Raw genomic sequence first — 16,045 nt, 5'->3', positions numbered from 1 at the left:
GCAAATCAGGCCGGCGTCCTGGTGGCGAGGGCGCGCTTGACCCACTCCGCATTCACACCCGAGCCGTAGTCCGGCAACACGGTCTGGATCGTGCCCTGCTCCTTCAGGAATTGCGCCGCCGATTGCAGCGCCTTGGCCGCGCCGCCGCCCAGCCAGCGGGGCGAGGCTTGCTCCTCCAGCGTGGGGAAACCGTACAGCGCCATGCTGGCCGGCACCGCCTCGGGCTTGGCGCCCGAGACCTTGGCCACCGCCTTCACCATCGGCGACTCCGCGGTCCACGCTGCCTTGTCCTGGCGATACTTGTCATCCGCCGCGGCCAGGATCTTGACGAACTTGACCATGAACTCGGGGTTCTCCCGCGCGAACTTCTTGTTGGCGATCATGCCGTCGAAGGTGGCCTTGCCGGTTTCGGCGGCGATCTTGCCGGAAGTCACCAGCACCTTGCCCGTTTGCTTGAGCTTGGCCAGCACCGGGTCCCAGATAAAGGTGGCATCGATGTCGCCGCGCTCCCAGGCGGCGGCCACTTCGGGCGGCCGCATGTTCATGATCTTGACGTCCTTGGGATTGATCTTGGCCTGCTCCAGCGCCACCAGCGTGTGGTAGTGCGTGGTGGAGACAAAAGGCACGCCCACCCGCTTGCCTTTGAGGTCTGCCACGCTGTTGATATTGCTGCCGTTGCGCGCCACCATGGCCTCGGCCGCGTTGATGTCGTCAAGGATCCAGAACAGCTCCACGTCCAGCCCCTGCGACAACGCCGAGGCAATCGGCGAGGTACCGGCTTCGCCGATCGCGATCTGGCCCGAAGCCATGGCCCGGATCACGTCGCCGCCGCCGCCGAACTGGCGGAACGAGACCTTGTAGCCGGTCTGCTTCTCGACTTCCTTCATGTCCTGCGCATAGCGCCATGGCACCACCATATCCTGGTAGGCGATGACAACTTCCTTGGTCTGCGCGTAGGCGCCCGGGGCGACGACGGCCGCCAGTACCACGCTTGCTGCAAGCTGCTTGAACCAACGCATGATGAACCTCCTCAAGATGAACGGTGTGGTGTGCTATGGCGGAGACCGCCGGCAGGAAATGCCAGGCACCAGGGCGGTGCCTGCTCGAGGAGGAAGAAGTGATAAGCATGAGGCATGCCAGTGTCTCCGTCTGGTTGGGACGTCTTTGCGTCCTCTCCTTTCTTAGCGGCGCTTCGCGCTTTGGCGAGTCGTCGCGGCGTGCACCAGGCGCTTTGGCAAGCAGCGCTGGGCAAGGTGTAACCGTATGGTAGAAAGCGGCCCGCCGCCGGGTTAGAGCCAGCGGGGACCAACTGTGGGTCCACACGGGCACGCAGGTTGAATTTAACCGGCCCGCAGGAGATGACCCCGTCGGAAGCCTTTGTCGAGACCCTGGCCGCCAATGGCGTCACCGACATGTTCGGCATCATGGGCTCCGCCTTCATGGACGCCATGGACATCTTCGCCCCCGCCGGCATCCGCCTCATCCCCGTCGTGCACGAGCAAGGCGCTGGCCACATGGCCGACGGCTATGCCCGCGTCTCGGGCCGCCATGGCGTCGTCATCGGACAGAACGGCCCCGGCATCAGCAACTGCGTGACCGCCATCGCCGCCGCTTACTGGGCGCATAGCCCGGTCGTGATCGTCACCCCGGAGGCCGGCACCATGGGCATTGGCCTGGGTGGCTTCCAGGAAGCCAAGCAGTTGCCCATGTTCCAGGAGTTCACCAAGTACCAGGGCCACGTCACCCACCCCGCGCGCATGGCCGAGTACACCGGCCGCTGCTTCGACCGCGCCATGGCCGAGATGGGCCCGACCCAGCTCAATATCCCCCGCGACTACTTCTACGGCCAGATCAAGGCCGAGATCCCCCAGCCCCAGCGCCTGGACCGCGGCCCCGGCGGCGACCAGCGCCTGGACGAAGCCGCCGAGCTCATCGCCAAGGCCAGGTTCCCCGTCATCATCTCCGGCGGCGGCGTGGTCATGGCCGATGCCATCGAGGAGTGCCAGGCCCTTGCCGAGCGGCTGGGCGCGCCGGTGGTCAACAGCTACCTGCACAACGACTCCTTCCCCGCCAGCCACCCGCTGTGGTGCGGCCCGCTGGGCTACCAGGGCTCCAAGGCGGCCATGAAGCTGCTCGCCCGCGCCGATGTCGTCATCGCCCTCGGCTCGCGCCTCGGTCCCTTCGGCACCCTGCCCCAGCACGGCATGGACTACTGGCCCAAGCACGCCAAGATCATCCAGATCGACGCCGACCACAAGATGCTCGGCCTGGTGAAGAAGATCTCGGTGGGCATCTGCGGCGATGCCAAGGCGGCTGCCGTGGCGCTGACCGCGCGCCTGGCCAGCCGCACGCTGGCCTGCGACGCCTCCCGCGAAGACCGCGCCGGCCAGATCGCCGCCGAGAAGGCCGCCTGGGAGAAGGAACTCGACGCGTGGACCCACGAGCGCGACCCCTACAGCCTGGACATGATCGAGGAGCAAAAGCAGGAGCGCACGCCCACCGGCGGCCACTACCTGCATCCGCGCCAGGTCCTGCGCGAGCTGGAAAAGGCCATGCCCGAAGACGTGATGGTCTCAACCGACATCGGCAACATCAACTCGGTGGCCAACAGCTACCTGCGCTTCAACAAGCCGCGCAGCTTCTTTGCCGCCATGAGCTGGGGCAACTGCGGCTATGCCTTCCCCACCATCATGGGCGCCAAGGTGGCCGCACCCCACCGCCCGGCCGTGTCCTACGCCGGCGACGGCGCCTGGGGCATGAGCCTGATGGAGACCATGACCGCCGTGCGCCACAATATCCCGGTCACCGCCGTGGTGTTCCACAACCGCCAGTGGGGCGCGGAGAAGAAGAACCAGGTGGACTTCTACAACCGCCGCTTCGTCGCCGGCGAGCTGGACAACCAGAGCTTCGCCGAGATCGCCCGCGCCATGGGTGCCGAAGGCATCGTGGTGGACAAGCTGGAAGACGTCGGCCCGGCGCTCAAGCGCGCCATCGACCTGCAGATGCACCACGGCAAGACCACCATCATCGAGATCATGTGCACCCGCGAGCTCGGCGACCCCTTCCGCCGCGACGCGCTGGCCAAGCCGGTGCGCATGCTCGACAAGTACAAGGACTACGTCTGAGCCAGTGAGTGAGCGGGCGCTTGGCCGGTGGCCGGAAGCAGCGCCCGCTGCTTCCGGCCATATTCCATTTTGAGCGACCCCATCATGAAAGCGATCAACCGCATCATCGAGCGCGCCCGCGCCAAACCCAGGCGCATCGTGCTATGCGAGGCCGAAGACCCGCGCATCCTGCAGGCCGCACAACGCGCTGCCCGCGAGGGCATCGCGCGCATCGTGCTGGTGGGCGACGCGGCGCGCATCCGCCAGGCAGCCGCCAGCGAGGACATCGACCTGGACGGCATGGACGTGATCGACCCCGCCACCTCCGCGCTCACGCCGTCCCTCGCGCAGAAGCTGTTCGCCCTGCGCGCGAAAAAAGGCATGACGCTGGAAGATGCCAGGCGCGAAGCGCTCAAGCCCCTGTGCTTCGCCAACCTGATGGTGCGCCTGGGCCATGCGGACGGCTCGGTGGCCGGCGCGGTGCACACCACCGCCGACGTGGTGCGCACCGCCATCCAGGTCATCGGCATTCACCCGGCGTTCAAGCTGGTATCGAGCTTCTTCCTGATGATGTTGTGCGAGCCGTTCCATGCCTTGAAGGGCGGATTGATTTTTTCCGATTGCGGGCTGGTGGTGGATCCCGACGCCTTTGCGCTGGCCGAGATCGCAATGGCCGCGGCCGACAGCGCGCAAAACCTGCTGATGGATGCACCGCGCGTCGCCATGCTGTCGTTCTCCACCAGCGGCAGCGCCCGGCATGCCGCGGTCGACAAAGTGGTGCAAGCCACGCGCCTGGTGCAGGCGCAGCGCCCGGCGCTGGCCATCGATGGCGACGTGCAGCTCGATGCCGCCATCGTTGCCGAGATCGCCAGGAAAAAGATCGAGCACTCAAAGGTGGAAGGCCGCGCCAATGTGCTGGTCTTTCCCAGCCTGGAGGCCGGCAATATCGGCTACAAGCTGGCCGAGCGCGTGGGCGGCGCCAAGGCAATCGGGCCCTTGCTGCAAGGGCTGCAAAAGCCAGCCAACGATCTGTCGCGCGGCTGCAGCGCCGACGATGTGTTTTACGTGATCGCCGTCACCGCGGTGCAGGCGCAAGCCGCCGTGCAATCCCAACCGGAAGCCCCGATGGCCGCATGCCAGCCATGACCGCGGACCACCTGCTGCCGCTGCTCGCGCTGATGGGCGCGGCAAGCTACTTCCAGACGGTGACCGGCTTTGGCCTCGGCATGATCGTGATGGGCGCGACCAGCGGGCTGGACCTCGCGCCGGTGGCGACCGTTGCCACGCTGGTAAGCCTGGTGACGCTGGCCAACAGCGCCGTGGCGCTGCCCGGCAAGCTGCATCACATCGACTGGCGCGCGGCGGGCGCGGCCACGCTCGGCATTCTGCCGTCCGTGGTGGCCGGCGTGCTGATCCTCGACTACCTGAGCAGCGCCGCCGCCGGCATCCTGCAATTGCTGCTGGGCGCGGTGGTGCTGTACGGCGGCGTTAGCGCCACGCTGCGCCCTGCTCCCCTGCTGCGGCGCTCCGGCAACCGCAGCTTCTTTGTCAGCGGCATCTTTGGCGGCTTGCTCAGCGGCATGTTTGGCGTGTCCGGGCCGCCGCTGATCTTCCAGTTCTATCGCCAGCCGCTGTCGCTGGTGGAGATCCGCTGCGCGTTGATTCTTGTGTTCACTGCGACCTCCGTGACGCGCACCTTGTTCAGTGCATGGCAAGGGCAGCTCAGCGCCGACATCTGGATGCAGGCGGCGCTTGCCGTCCCGGTTGTGGCATTGACCACGATGGCGGCCCGGCGTTTTCCGCCACCGCTTTCGGCGGTGGCAACGCGGCGGATTGCGTTTGGGGTGCTGGTGGTGATCGGGGGGTATTTGATGCTGCCGGGGCTGGTTGATCTGGTGACTTAGCCCGCCAATCAGGGACCGCCCCCAACTTTTATCTGCATACCCCCTTGTATTTTTCGCCAGGTGCGATATAGTCCTGCCCTCGCGTGCGGCTGTAGCTCAGTTGGATAGAGTACTTGGCTACGAACCAAGGGGTCGTGGGTTCGAATCCTGCCAGCCGCACCACCTGACACGCGTAGCAAACCAACGGCTTAGAGAAACTTGTTCTCTAAGCCGTTTTTGCGTTTTGCCTGGCGCCTCACGCATCGCCCGCAATCGCTCAGTAAAGCAGCGCGCTCAGGCCGGCTTTCTTGCCGGCCGCTTCACGTCCGTCACCTGCGAGTTGCTGCGTGAATGCGGTGGTGTACTTCGTGCCTCAAATACCGTTGCCGTGGGCGCCCCGGGGTCTTCAGGCGGCCGGCTGGCCAACGGTTGCGATGCGAAGCAGGTTGGTCGTGCCGGGCGTGCCGAAGGGCATGCCCGCGGAAATCACGATGACTTGCCCAGAAGTGGCAAAGCCCTCGTTCTCGGCCGTGTCGCAGGCATAGTTCGTCATCTCGGTGACGCTCTCCACTTCATGGATGATGACTGCATGGACACCCCAGACCAGTGCCATGGCACGCGCGGCATGCAGGTTCGGGGTCATGCCGATGATGGGGGCATCGGGACGCTCGCGCGACATGCGCATGGCGCAATAGCCTGAGCTTGTGTACGCCACGGTGGTGGCTACGTGGAGAAGCCCGGCAACGCGGCGCATTGCGCTGCCGATGGCGTTGGCGATGTCCGGCTCGGGCGGGGTCTGCGACGCCTCCATGACCTCCCTGTAGTACGGGTCCGCCTCCGTCTGCACGATGATGCTGTTCATCATCTGCACGGCTTCGACGGGGTACTTCCCCGAGGCCGACTCCGCGGAGAGCATGACGGCGTCGGCGCCATCGTAGATGGCGGTGGCAACGTCGGAGGCTTCGGCGCGCGTCGGAACCGGCGAGCTGACCATGGATTCCAGCATCTGCGTGGCGACGATGACGGGCTTGCCCGCTTTGCGGCAAGCCTGCACGATGCGCTTCTGGATGGACGGCACCTGCTCGGCGGGCATTTCGACGCCAAGATCGCCACGGGCGACCATCACCGCGTCGGTTTCGGCGACGATGGCATGCAACTCGGCGATGGCCGCTGGCTTCTCCAGCTTGGCGACGATGCTGGCCCGGTTTCCGACAATCTGCTTGATCTCGCGGATATCCTCCGCGCGCTGGACGAAAGACAAGGCGATCCAGTCGACCCCGAGCGACAAGCCGTAGTCCAGGTCTTCGCGGTCCTTCGCGGTCAAGGCCGACAGCGGCAGCACGACGCCTGGCACGTTGACGCCCTTGCGGTCGGACAGCACCCCACCGTCGATCACTTCGGTCTCGGCATGGTCCGGCCCGAATGCCTTTACCCGCAGGCGAAGCTTCCCATCGTCGAGCAACAGGTCGGTCTGTGCTTTGAGTGCCGCGAAGATCTCGGGATGGGGCAGCGCAACCCGGGTCGCGTCGCCCGGGCGGTCCTTGTTCATGTCAAGCCGGAACGCCTGGCCTTGTTTGAGCGTAACGGGACCGTTCGCGAACTGCCCCACGCGCAGCTTTGGCCCTTGCAGGTCGAGCAAGATGCCAATTGGCCGTCCCAGCTCCGTCTCCAGATCCCGGATGAGGTTGAGGCGTGCCTTGTGGTCGGCATGCGTGCCGTGACTGAAGTTCAGCCGGAAAACGTCGGCGCCGGCCATGAACAGGCGGCGAAGGGTTGCGGCATCGCCGCTGGCCGGTCCAACGGTGGCGACAATCTTGGCGTTTCGAGTGCGGCGCATGATCTAGCATCCTTTCCCGGCCGGGCTGGTAATCAGCAAGGCGCGGAAGTCGTTGACGTTGGTAAGGGTCGGGCCCGTGACGATGGCGTCGCCAAGCGCCTCGAAGAAGGTGTGTGCGTCGTTGTTGGCGAGAAAGGCATGCGGCGCCATCTCCCTTTGCCAGCCTCGCGAGAGTGTCGTGGGGTCGGCGTATGCGCCCGCGATCTCTTCGATGCCATCCACGCCATCCGTGTCGGCGGCCAGCGCAAAGACATTCGGATGGCCGTCCAGCGCAATGGCCAGGGAAAGCAGGAATTCCACGTTGCGCCCGCCGCGGCCATCGCCTTTGACCGTGACGGTGGTCTCGCCCCCTGACAGAAGCACGCACGGAAGCCGGAATGGCTCCGTTCCCTGCGCGGCCTGGAAGGCGATGCCGGCCATCACCTTGCCGACGTCGGTGGCCTCGCCTTCGATACGATCCCCCAGTACATAGGGCTGGATGCCCGCGGCCGCCGCTTCCTGCGCCGCGGCGGCAAGGGAGATGGCGGGCGTCGCGATCATGCGCACCTCGCTGCGGGCAAGCCGTTCGTCGCCGGGCTTGACGGACTCCCCGCTGCCGGACGCCAGCAGACGCTCTGCGCTGGCCGGGAGCGAGATCCCGTAGCGCCGGATGATATCCAGGGCGTCCTGGCACGTCGTCGCGTCGCATACCGTCGGCCCGGATGCGATATTGACCGGGTCGTCGCCAGGTACATCTGAAATCAGCAACGTCACGACGCGAGCCGGATGGCATGCAGCGGCAAGCCTTCCGCCTTTAATACCGGAGAGATGCCGTCGCACACAGTTCATTTCCGAGATGGTCGCGCCGCTGGCCAGCAGCGCCTGGTTGACGGCGCGCTTTTCCTCCAGGCTTATCCCAGCCAGCGGAAGGCTAAGCAGCGAGGATCCGCCGCCGGATACCAGGCAGATGACCAGATCGTCCGGGCACAGCCCCGAGACCATGTCCAGCATGCGAACCGCGGCACGCTGGCCAGCCGCGTCGGGTACCGGATGCCCGGCTTCGACGACCTCGATGCGCGAGGTCGGCGCGGCGTGGCCGTACCGCGTCACGACCAGGCCAGCGAGTGGGCCTGGCCACGCCTGTTCCAGCGCCCGGGCCATGCTGGCGGCGGCCTTGCCGGCCCCCACGACGATGGTGCGGCCGACAGGCGGCTCGGGTAATGCGCTCGCCAGGCAGTCTTGCGGGTCCGCCGCGGATACGGCAGTCCGGAAAAGCGACTCCAGGAATGCACGGGGGGTGTCAATGCTGAGGTGTTTCACGATGCGCTACCTGTTTCTGTTTGCGTTCCGGTTTCAAGCGCTCTTGCGGGCGTTGGCGGCATAGTTCGGCTGCAACGGCACCAGCGGGATCGGTTCCGGCGCGACTCCCTCGTAGAGTTGCTCCAGGTCCTCGGGGCCGACTTCGCCATTGAGGACGCGTTGGACGCGGTCCTCGTCGAGTGCGCCGACCCACTTGGCAATCGCCATGGTCGCAACCGCGTTGCCGATGGTGTTGGTGATGGCGCGCGCCTCCGACATGAAGCGGTCCACTCCAAGCAGGAGCACCATGCCAGCCACCGGAATCTTCCCCAGCGACGCGAGCGTCGCCGCCAGGGTGATGAAGCCCGAGCCGGTGATGCCCGCGGAACCCTTCGAAGTCAGCAGCAGCACGCCCAGGACGACGAACTGGTCGGTGAGGGTCAATGGCGTGTTGGTTGCCTGTGCGATAAAGATCGCTGCCATGGTGTAGTAGATGCACTGGCCATCGGGGTTGAAGGTGAGGCCCGCCGGCACCACCAGCCCGACGACAGGCTTCGACACGCCAACGTTCTCCAGCTTGCGCATCAACTGCGGAATGACGGATTCCGACGAACTCGTTCCCAGCACGGTCAGGATTTCGTCCTTGATGTACTTCAGGAATTGGAACAGGCTGAATCCGCAGATGCGGCAAATGGCACCCAATACAATCAGCACAAAGAGCGCGCAGGTCCCATACATGGTGGCGACCAGCTTGCCAAGCGAAGCAATCGAGCCAAAGCCATACTTGCCCACCGTGAATGACATGGCGCCGAACGCGGCAACCGGCGCGAAGCGCATGATCATGCCGACGATCGCGAACATGGCATTGGCGAACGCGTCCAGGGCGGCGACAAACGGCTTGCCGCGCTCTCCCAGATGGGCCAGGGCCACGCCCATGAATACCGAGAACACGAGGATCTGCAGGATGTCGTTCTTCGCGAGCGCATCGACAATGCTCATCGGCACGAGGTTGAGCAGGAAATCCATGACGCCTTCGTGCTTCACCTGTGCCGTATAAGCGGCAATGCTCTTCGTGTCGAGCGTCGCCGGGTCGACGTTCATGCCGTGACCGGGCTGCACCACGTTGACCACGATGACGCCGAGCAGCAACGCAAACGTCGACAGCACTTCGAAGTACAGCAAGGCGCGCCAACCTACCCTGCCGAGGTCTTTCATGCTTTCCATCCTGGCGATGCCGAGCACGACCGTCGCGAAGATGACGGGTGCAAACACCATCTTGATGAGGCGGATGAAGATATCGCCAAGTGGTTTGAGCTCGCTGCCGATATGGGGCATGAAGACGCCCAGCAGAATGCCCGCCGCCACGGCAATGAGCACCTGGACATACAGTGAGCTGATGAGTCGCCTGAGTCGCCCGAGTCGCCTTTTCATGATGTCTCCTACGGCGACGCACTTGCAGCGCAGCCTGTCTTGCCTTCCTCAACTGAATGCGGCCGACGTCTTCGCGGCGGCCGTGCCGCTTGGTCAGTCCATGCTGACGTGCGCCTCTTTGACGAGCTTGCCGAAGCGGATGACTTCGTCCTTGATCTGGGCCGTCATCTGGGCCGGGGTGTTGCCGACCGGTTCTGCGCCGATGGCAGCGAATTGCTTTTTCACATCGGGGAGTGCCAGGGCCTTGGTGATTTCCATGCCAAGCCGGTTCACGATCTCAGGTGGTGTTCCCGCGGGAGCAAGGATGCCGAACCAGGAGGCGATGTCGAAGCCTGGCAAGCCGGACTCGGCAAGGGTCGGCACATCCGGCAGTGCGGAAGAGCGCCTGGCCGTGGCGACCGCCAGCGGCTTGAGCTTGCCCGCCTTGATGTAAGGCAGCGCGGACGACGCCGTGTCAAACATCATCGACACCTGGCCGCCCATCAGGTCGGTGATGGCCGGGGCGCTCCCCTTGTAGGGAATGTGGACGATGTGGGTGCCGGTCTGCGCCTTGAATTGCTCGCCGATCAGGTGATGCGCCGTGCCGTTGCCATTGGACGCGTAGGTCAGCTTTCCTGGGTTGGCCTTGGCATAGGCGACCAGCTCCTGCACGTTCCTGGCCGGGAAGCTTGGGCTGACGACGAGCACGTTCGGCACGATGGCAACGACGGAGACCGCCGTCAGATCTTTCTGGACGTCGTAGGAGAGCTTTTTGTAGACATTCGGTGCGATGGTGTGATGCACCGCGCCCATGAGCAGCGTGTAGCCATCTGGCGCAGACTTTGCCGCGGCGTCCGCGCCGATGGTGGCGCCAGCGCCCGGCCGGTTTTCGATGATGACGGGCTGGCCCAGCGCCTGCGTGAGCTTTTGTCCCACGGTGCGGGCAAGGACGTCGGTGGTGCCCCCAGGGGGAAACGGGACAATGAGGCGAATGGGCTTGGTGGGATATGCCTGGGCGAAAGCGGTGCCGGCGCCCAGAGCGAGGGCGAGGGCGAACGCAGCCACCGCAGTCCGGATAACGGATTGCATGCCTGTCTCCTGATGGCATTCTTGATGGGCCGGCCCATGGCAGGGCCGGCACGGTGCGGGGCACCTGTGCCGGTGCTAACCCGCTAGCGGTTTGCCGCGGCGCGGCAAGCCGCGCTTCTTTTCCGGCTTCAGGCCGCCTTCCTGACCGGATCGGCCAACACCTTGCAGATGGCTTCGGTGACCGACGCGGTGGTCGCGTTGCCGCCCAGATCCGGGGTGAAGACACCGTTGGCGGTGATCTGCTCGATGGCTGCCATCAGGCTGTCCGCCGCGGGCTTCTCGCCCAGATGCTCGAGCATCATGGCCGCGGTCCAGAAGGTGGCGATGGGATTCGCCACGCCCTTGCCCGTGATATCGAAGGCGGAGCCGTGGATCGGTTCGAACATCGACGGGAACAGGCGTTCCGGGTTCAGGTTGGCGGTCGGTGCGATGCCGAGGCTGCCGGACAGCGCCGCGGCCAGGTCGGACAGGATGTCGGCGTGCAGGTTGGTCGCGACCACCACGTCCAGCGTATGGGGCTTCAACACCATGCGCGTGGTCACGGCGTCAACCAGTTCGCGGTCAACCTTGACGTCCGGATAGTCCTTGGCGACTTCGTAGAAGATCTCGTCCCACATCACCATGCCGAAGCGCTGCGCGTTCGACTTGGTCACCAAGGTGAGGTGTTTGCGGGGGCGCTTCTGCGCGATCTCGAATGCGAAGCGGTGGATCCGTTCGACACCGGCGCGCGTGAAGACAGCGGTTTCCGTGCCGGTCTCGATGGGCAGGCCACGGTGGGTACGACCGCCGTTGCCCGCATACTCGCCTTCCGAGTTCTCGCGGATGATGACCCAGTCGATGTCCTTGCCATTGGCCAGCGGGCTCTTCACCCCTGGCAGTACGCGTGCGGGGCGCACGTTGGCGTATTGGTCGAAGCCCTGGGCAATCGGCAGGCGCAGGCCCCACAGCGACACGTGATCGGGCACGTTCAAGGCGCCCACCGCGCCAAAGAAGATGGCGTCGAACTGCTTCAGGCGTTCCAGCCCGCCTTCGGGGATGTAGTAGCCTTTCTCCAGATAGTAGTCGGAGCTCCACGGAAAATGCTCGACGCTCAGCTTGAAGCCGCCATCTTGCCCCGCCAGGGTCTCCAGCACTTGCAGACCGGCAGAGATGACTTCCGGGCCAATGCCATCGCCAGGGATGGCTGCAATCTTGTATTCACGCATCGCGTTGCTCCTCTCATTGTTTTCCACACACCAAAGGCCGCTTTCCACCGCCAGGTAAGCCGGCGTCCTTCTGTGACCTGACTATCGTTGAAAACCGAGGGAGTAAGATGAACTGTATTTCAAACTAATATTAACTTGAGGTTGAAGATGGGACAGCCTTCGGAACTTGCTTTCTTCGCCGGCCTGGCCAAGGCGGGTAGCCTGTCCGCAGCAGCGCGTGAACAAGACGTCACCCCCGCAGCCGTCAGCAAACGGCTAGCTCAAATGGAGAAGCGGCTTGGGGTGCGGTTGCTGAACCGGACCACGCGGCGCATCGGCCTGACCGCCGAGGGGGAGGTCTACCTCGAGCACGCCCGGCGCCTGCTCGCGGAGATCGAGGATCTCGACCAGCTGATCTCCAGCAGCCATGTGGCGCCGCGAGGAACACTGAGGGTCAACGCTCCCCTGGGGTTCGGGCGAACCTACATTGCGCCCGCCATATCCGATTTCGCCAAACGATATCCACAGATGGAGGTGCAACTCCATCTGACGGACAGGCCGATGAACCTGGGTGACGAGGGATTTGACATAGGGATCCGCTTCGGCGAGATCCCGGACACACGCCTGATGGCGCGGAAGATTGCCGACAACCGGCGCCTGGTCTGCGCCGCGCCCTCGTATCTGAAAGCCCACGGCACACCGGTCACGCCGCACGATCTGACGCAACATCAATGCATCGTGCTGCGCCAGAACGATTCTGCCTATGGCATCTGGCGCTTCGCCAAGGGGAAGAAGACGGAAACGGTAAAGGTACGTGGCGCCCTGAGCAGCAATGACGGCGAAGTGACGCTGACGTGGGGCTTGGCCGGGCAAGGGATCTTGCAGCGCGCGGAGTGGGACCTTGCCAAGTACCTCCGAAGTGGCCGCCTGGTCTTGCTGCTCGAAGACTACGCCTTACCACCCGCCGACATATTTGCCGTCTTTCCGGAACGGCTGAACATGTCGGCCAAGGTCCGGGCGTTCCTCGACTTTCTCGTTGCGCACTTTGAAGGGAAACAGCTCAGGGCACGTGGGGGTACCACTTCTTGGTAAACATAAACAGCCTGGCAATGAGGCCGGCGCCAGCACGACGAAGATGGCCTGCCCGTAGCCGCCTCACCGCCGCCCCCCGATCCACCGCACAATCTCCCCAAACACCGGCATATCCATCGGCACCGACAAGTCCAGCGCCAGGCAGCGGCGGTAGTACGGGCTGAGGTCCAGCCCCACGCCAAGCCCCAGCACCTCCACGTCGCGCAGCGTCTCGTTGCGCGCCACCACCTCCTTCAGGTGGTTGTCCAGGTAGAACGCATCGTTGGCTTGCCCCGTGGCGCTGTCCATCGGGCTGCCGTCGGATACCACGATCAAGATCCGGCGGGTCTCGGCGCGCGCGAGCAGCCGAGCGCACGCCCAGTCGACCGCCTCGCCGTCCACGCCTTCGCGGAACAGGTCGGCCTTGAATAGCGCGGCGATGTTGGCGCGGGCGCGCCGCCAGCTTGTGGCGGCGTCCTTGAACACCATATGGCAGGCTTCATTCAGCCGCCCGGGATGCGCGGGCCGGCCGCGGGCCAGCCAGTCGAGCCGGGCGCGGCCGCCATTCCACGCGCCGGTGGTAAAGCCCAGCACCTCGCTGGCCACGCCGGCCTGGTCGAGCGCGCGCGTGAGGATGTCGACCATCATGGCCACCGGCTCGATATGCGCTTTCATCGAGCCCGAGCAGTCGATCAGGAAGCTCACCGCGCAGTCCGCCTGCAGCCGGTGCCGCTCCTGCCGGAACAGCCGGCGCTCGGCCGGCGAGCTGACCAGTTGCGCGAGGCGCCGGCCATCGATGCGGCCGTCTTCCTCGCCGAAGGACCAGCCATCGCGCTGCGGCACGGCGAGCGATGCCGTCAGCGCGCGCGCCAGCCTTGCCACGTTGATGCGTTGCTCGGCGATGCGCCGGTCGAGGCGTTCGCGGTACTCTGCCAGCAGATCCTTGCGCACCAGCGTGCCTGGGACGATTTCCCGGTCGTAGCGCGTGGTGTAGGCGCGGTAGCCTTGGCCGGCCGCGTGCAGCACGCGGCTGTTGCCAGTGGTGGCCATGGCCATGGCTTCGAGTTCATCGTCCTCGCCCCCGAGCGCCAGTGAGAACGCCACGCGCACGGTTTCGTTGTCTTGCGCCGCTTCGTCATCGTCTTGCGCCCCGTCCGCGCGCGTGGCCCGCAGCATCTCGCCCACCAGCCGAGCCAGCTCGCGTGCATGGACGGCAAACGCGCCCTGCTGCCCACGGTGCCGGCGCAAGCCCGCCAGCGGCACGCCGAGCACCGGCACGATGGCCGCGCGCGTGGCTTCGATCAGGTCTTCGGTGTCTTCCAGCACCGGCCAGCCCGACAGGCGCGACCATGCGATCTGCGCCACGGTGTACAGCAGGATGCCAAGGTGGCTCTCGGCCAGCCCGCTGCGATGGAGCGCGCGCGACCATGCCGCGAAGCGGTGGCGCAGGTTCTGCGCGACGCCCGGCATGCCGTCTGGCAGTTGCGACTCGCAGCGCAGTTGTTCCAGCAGTTCGAACACCAGCCTTTCCAGCGGATCTGCCGGGCACAACTGCTTGTGCAGATCCGCGTCCGAATGCGCGAGCCGGAGTGCCGCCCCATCCGCCGCGCCGCGCAGGCAGGCAAAGTCGTCCGCGTGGGGATCGGTGCGCAGGTGCGGCGCATGCAGCGGCAGCGGCCGCAGATCGCGGCACAGGCGGCCGTCACGATAATGCAGCGCGCGGTCGCCAGTGAGCGCGCGCACCACCGCCGCGCACAAGGCCTCGCGTTGCTGGCCGCGGCGGCTTGCCTGCCGGGGCGGCGGCATCAGCACGGCTGCGGCGCGTCGCCGAGCGCGGCTTCCACCTCCCGGCCAAAACAGCGCTGGAAATACTCGCCCACGATCGGGCGTTCGGCGTCGTCGCATTTATTGAGAAAGCTCAGCCGGAACGCCAGCGCCGGATCGCGGAAGATCTGGCAATTTTCCGCCCAGCTGATCACCGTGCGCGGCGACATCAGCGTGGACAGGTCTCCCGTGGCAAAACCCTTGCGCGTGAGCTCGGCCACGCTCACCATCGATGCGATCAGCGCGCGGCCGGCGTCATCCGCCAGCTCCGGCACGCGGGCCAGCACGATGCTGGCCTCTTCCGCGCGCGGCAGGTAGTTGAGCGTGGCGACCACGTTCCAGCGGTCCATCTGCGCGTGGTTCAGCATCTGGGTGCCGTGGTACAGGCCGTTCAGGTTGCCAAGGCCCACGGTGTTGGTGGTGGCGAACATGCGGAACGCCGGATGCGGATGGATCACGCGGTTCTGGTCGAGCAGCGTGAACTTGCCGTCGCGCTCCAGCATGCGCTGGATCACGAACATCACATCGGGGCGGCCCGCATCGTACTCGTCGAAGATCAGCGCCACCGGGCGCTGCAGCGCCCACGGCACGATGCCTTCCTGGAACTCGGTGACCTGGCGGCCGTCGCGCACCACGATGGCGTCCTTGCCGACCAGGTCAAGCCGGCTGATATGGCCGTCCAGGTTCACACGCACGCAAGGCCAGTTCAGGCGTGCCGCCACCTGCTCGATATGGGTGGACTTGCCGGTGCCGTGCAGGCCCTGCACCATCACGCGGCGATCCCGCGTGAAGCCGGCCAGGATCGCCAGCGTCACTTCGGGGTTGAAGCGGTAGGCCTCGTCGATCTCCGGCACGTGGTCGTCGCGCTCGCTGAATGCCGGCACCATCAGGCCGGAGTCGATGCCAAACAAGGTGCGTGCCGCAACCATCTTGTCCGGTTTGCCAGTCACGGTATCCATCACGTCGGTCTCCTTTGGGTGCCTTGGGTTGGGCGCCTTTGGGCGCCGCCCTTTCAGCCATGATAGATCAGTTTCGTTTTTAGATACAAATCATCTCGTTTATTGGTTTCACCTATTGACCTTCGACTTCATGCGACCTACATTTCTGGAAATAAAATTTTTCGGGACGATTAGTTCCGTTTTGATAACCAGACTGGAGACACACCATGAGCGAACGCCTGCCTGAAACCATCAAGACCACCACGCTGCCCGCCACYACCGGCCCGCAGGAGATGACCCCGTCGGAAGCCTTTGTCGAGACCCTGGCCGCCAATGGCGTCACCGACATGTTCGGCATCATGGGCTCCGCCTTCATGGACGCCATGGACATCTTCGCCCCCGCCGGCATCCGCCTCATCCCCGTCGT

General features: G+C 65.2%; 12 protein-coding genes, 1 tRNA gene and 1 pseudogene. 6 read left to right on the top strand and 8 right to left on the bottom strand.

Features of this window, described 5'->3' with window-relative positions; translation table 11 throughout:
* Positions 1–5: 5 nt before the first annotated feature.
* Complete coding sequence (gene tauA / locus AB4061_RS39375) at positions 6–1,019, bottom strand: taurine ABC transporter substrate-binding protein (RefSeq protein ID WP_309403655.1); 1,014 nt, start codon at positions 1,017–1,019, stop codon at positions 6–8.
* 339 nt (positions 1,020–1,358) lie between these two features.
* Between tauA and xsc the strand changes: the two genes are divergently transcribed.
* From xsc to AB4061_RS39355, 4 genes are all read left to right on the top strand, one after another.
* The gene (gene xsc / locus AB4061_RS39370) at positions 1,359–3,125 is read left to right on the top strand and encodes a sulfoacetaldehyde acetyltransferase (protein ID WP_441641475.1); all 1,767 of its coding nucleotides are present in this window, start codon (positions 1,359–1,361) and stop codon (positions 3,123–3,125) included.
* A gap of 84 nt (positions 3,126–3,209) precedes the next feature.
* The gene (gene pta / locus AB4061_RS39365; RefSeq protein WP_441641474.1) at positions 3,210–4,250 is read left to right on the top strand and encodes a phosphate acetyltransferase; all 1,041 of its coding nucleotides are present in this window, start codon (positions 3,210–3,212) and stop codon (positions 4,248–4,250) included.
* Positions 4,247–5,008 (top strand): sulfite exporter TauE/SafE family protein, encoded by a 762-nt coding sequence (locus AB4061_RS39360; protein WP_441641487.1) that lies wholly within the window; start codon positions 4,247–4,249, stop codon positions 5,006–5,008. The genes pta and AB4061_RS39360 overlap by 4 nt, the downstream gene beginning before the upstream one ends.
* An 85-nt stretch (positions 5,009–5,093) precedes the next feature.
* Positions 5,094–5,170, top strand: a tRNA-Arg gene (locus AB4061_RS39355).
* A 223-nt stretch (positions 5,171–5,393) separates the two neighbouring features.
* Here AB4061_RS39355 and pyk read toward each other — a convergent pair.
* From pyk to AB4061_RS39330, 5 genes are all read right to left on the bottom strand, one after another.
* Positions 5,394–6,824: a pyruvate kinase gene (pyk, locus tag AB4061_RS39350; RefSeq protein ID WP_441641473.1), complete on the bottom strand. Its 1,431-nt coding sequence runs from the start codon at positions 6,822–6,824 to the stop codon at positions 5,394–5,396.
* A gap of 3 nt (positions 6,825–6,827) precedes the next feature.
* The gene (locus AB4061_RS39345) at positions 6,828–8,126 is read right to left on the bottom strand and encodes a glycerate kinase type-2 family protein (RefSeq protein ID WP_441641486.1); all 1,299 of its coding nucleotides are present in this window, start codon (positions 8,124–8,126) and stop codon (positions 6,828–6,830) included.
* 30 nt (positions 8,127–8,156) lie between these two features.
* Complete coding sequence (locus AB4061_RS39340) at positions 8,157–9,533, bottom strand: dicarboxylate/amino acid:cation symporter (protein ID WP_441641472.1); 1,377 nt, start codon at positions 9,531–9,533, stop codon at positions 8,157–8,159.
* A 93-nt stretch (positions 9,534–9,626) separates the two neighbouring features.
* A complete protein-coding gene (locus AB4061_RS39335) occupies positions 9,627–10,601 on the bottom strand; it encodes a tripartite tricarboxylate transporter substrate binding protein (RefSeq protein ID WP_441641471.1) in 975 nt (324 codons plus the stop codon).
* Positions 10,602–10,729: 128 nt separating this feature from the next.
* Positions 10,730–11,806, bottom strand: coding sequence for a tartrate dehydrogenase (locus AB4061_RS39330; RefSeq protein WP_441641470.1), 1,077 nt, complete (start codon positions 11,804–11,806; stop codon positions 10,730–10,732).
* 147 nt (positions 11,807–11,953) lie between these two features.
* On the opposite strand from AB4061_RS39330, the gene AB4061_RS39325 reads away from it, so the two are divergent.
* On the top strand, positions 11,954–12,877 hold the full coding sequence (locus AB4061_RS39325) for a LysR substrate-binding domain-containing protein (protein ID WP_441641469.1): 924 nt from the start codon (positions 11,954–11,956) through the stop codon (positions 12,875–12,877).
* Positions 12,878–12,940: 63 nt separating this feature from the next.
* On the opposite strand, the gene AB4061_RS39320 is transcribed toward AB4061_RS39325, so the two are convergent.
* Together AB4061_RS39320 and AB4061_RS39315 are read right to left on the bottom strand one after the other, a co-directional pair.
* A complete protein-coding gene (locus AB4061_RS39320; RefSeq protein WP_441641468.1) occupies positions 12,941–14,662 on the bottom strand; it encodes a cobaltochelatase CobT-related protein in 1,722 nt (573 codons plus the stop codon).
* Positions 14,662–15,639 (bottom strand): AAA family ATPase, encoded by a 978-nt coding sequence (locus AB4061_RS39315; protein ID WP_441641467.1) that lies wholly within the window; start codon positions 15,637–15,639, stop codon positions 14,662–14,664. Before AB4061_RS39315 ends, AB4061_RS39320 begins: the two co-directional genes overlap by 1 nt.
* 206 nt (positions 15,640–15,845) lie before the next feature.
* On the opposite strand from AB4061_RS39315, the pseudogene AB4061_RS39310 reads away from it, so the two are divergent.
* Positions 15,846–16,045, top strand: a pseudogene (locus AB4061_RS39310) (sulfoacetaldehyde acetyltransferase); the annotation flags it as partial.

This window comes from Cupriavidus sp. YAF13 (assembly GCF_052113425.1).
In the GTDB taxonomy this organism is placed as follows: domain Bacteria; phylum Pseudomonadota; class Gammaproteobacteria; order Burkholderiales; family Burkholderiaceae; genus Cupriavidus.
The sequence above is the reverse complement of the archived record's forward strand: the minus strand, read 5'-3'. Positions and strand labels throughout refer to the sequence as shown.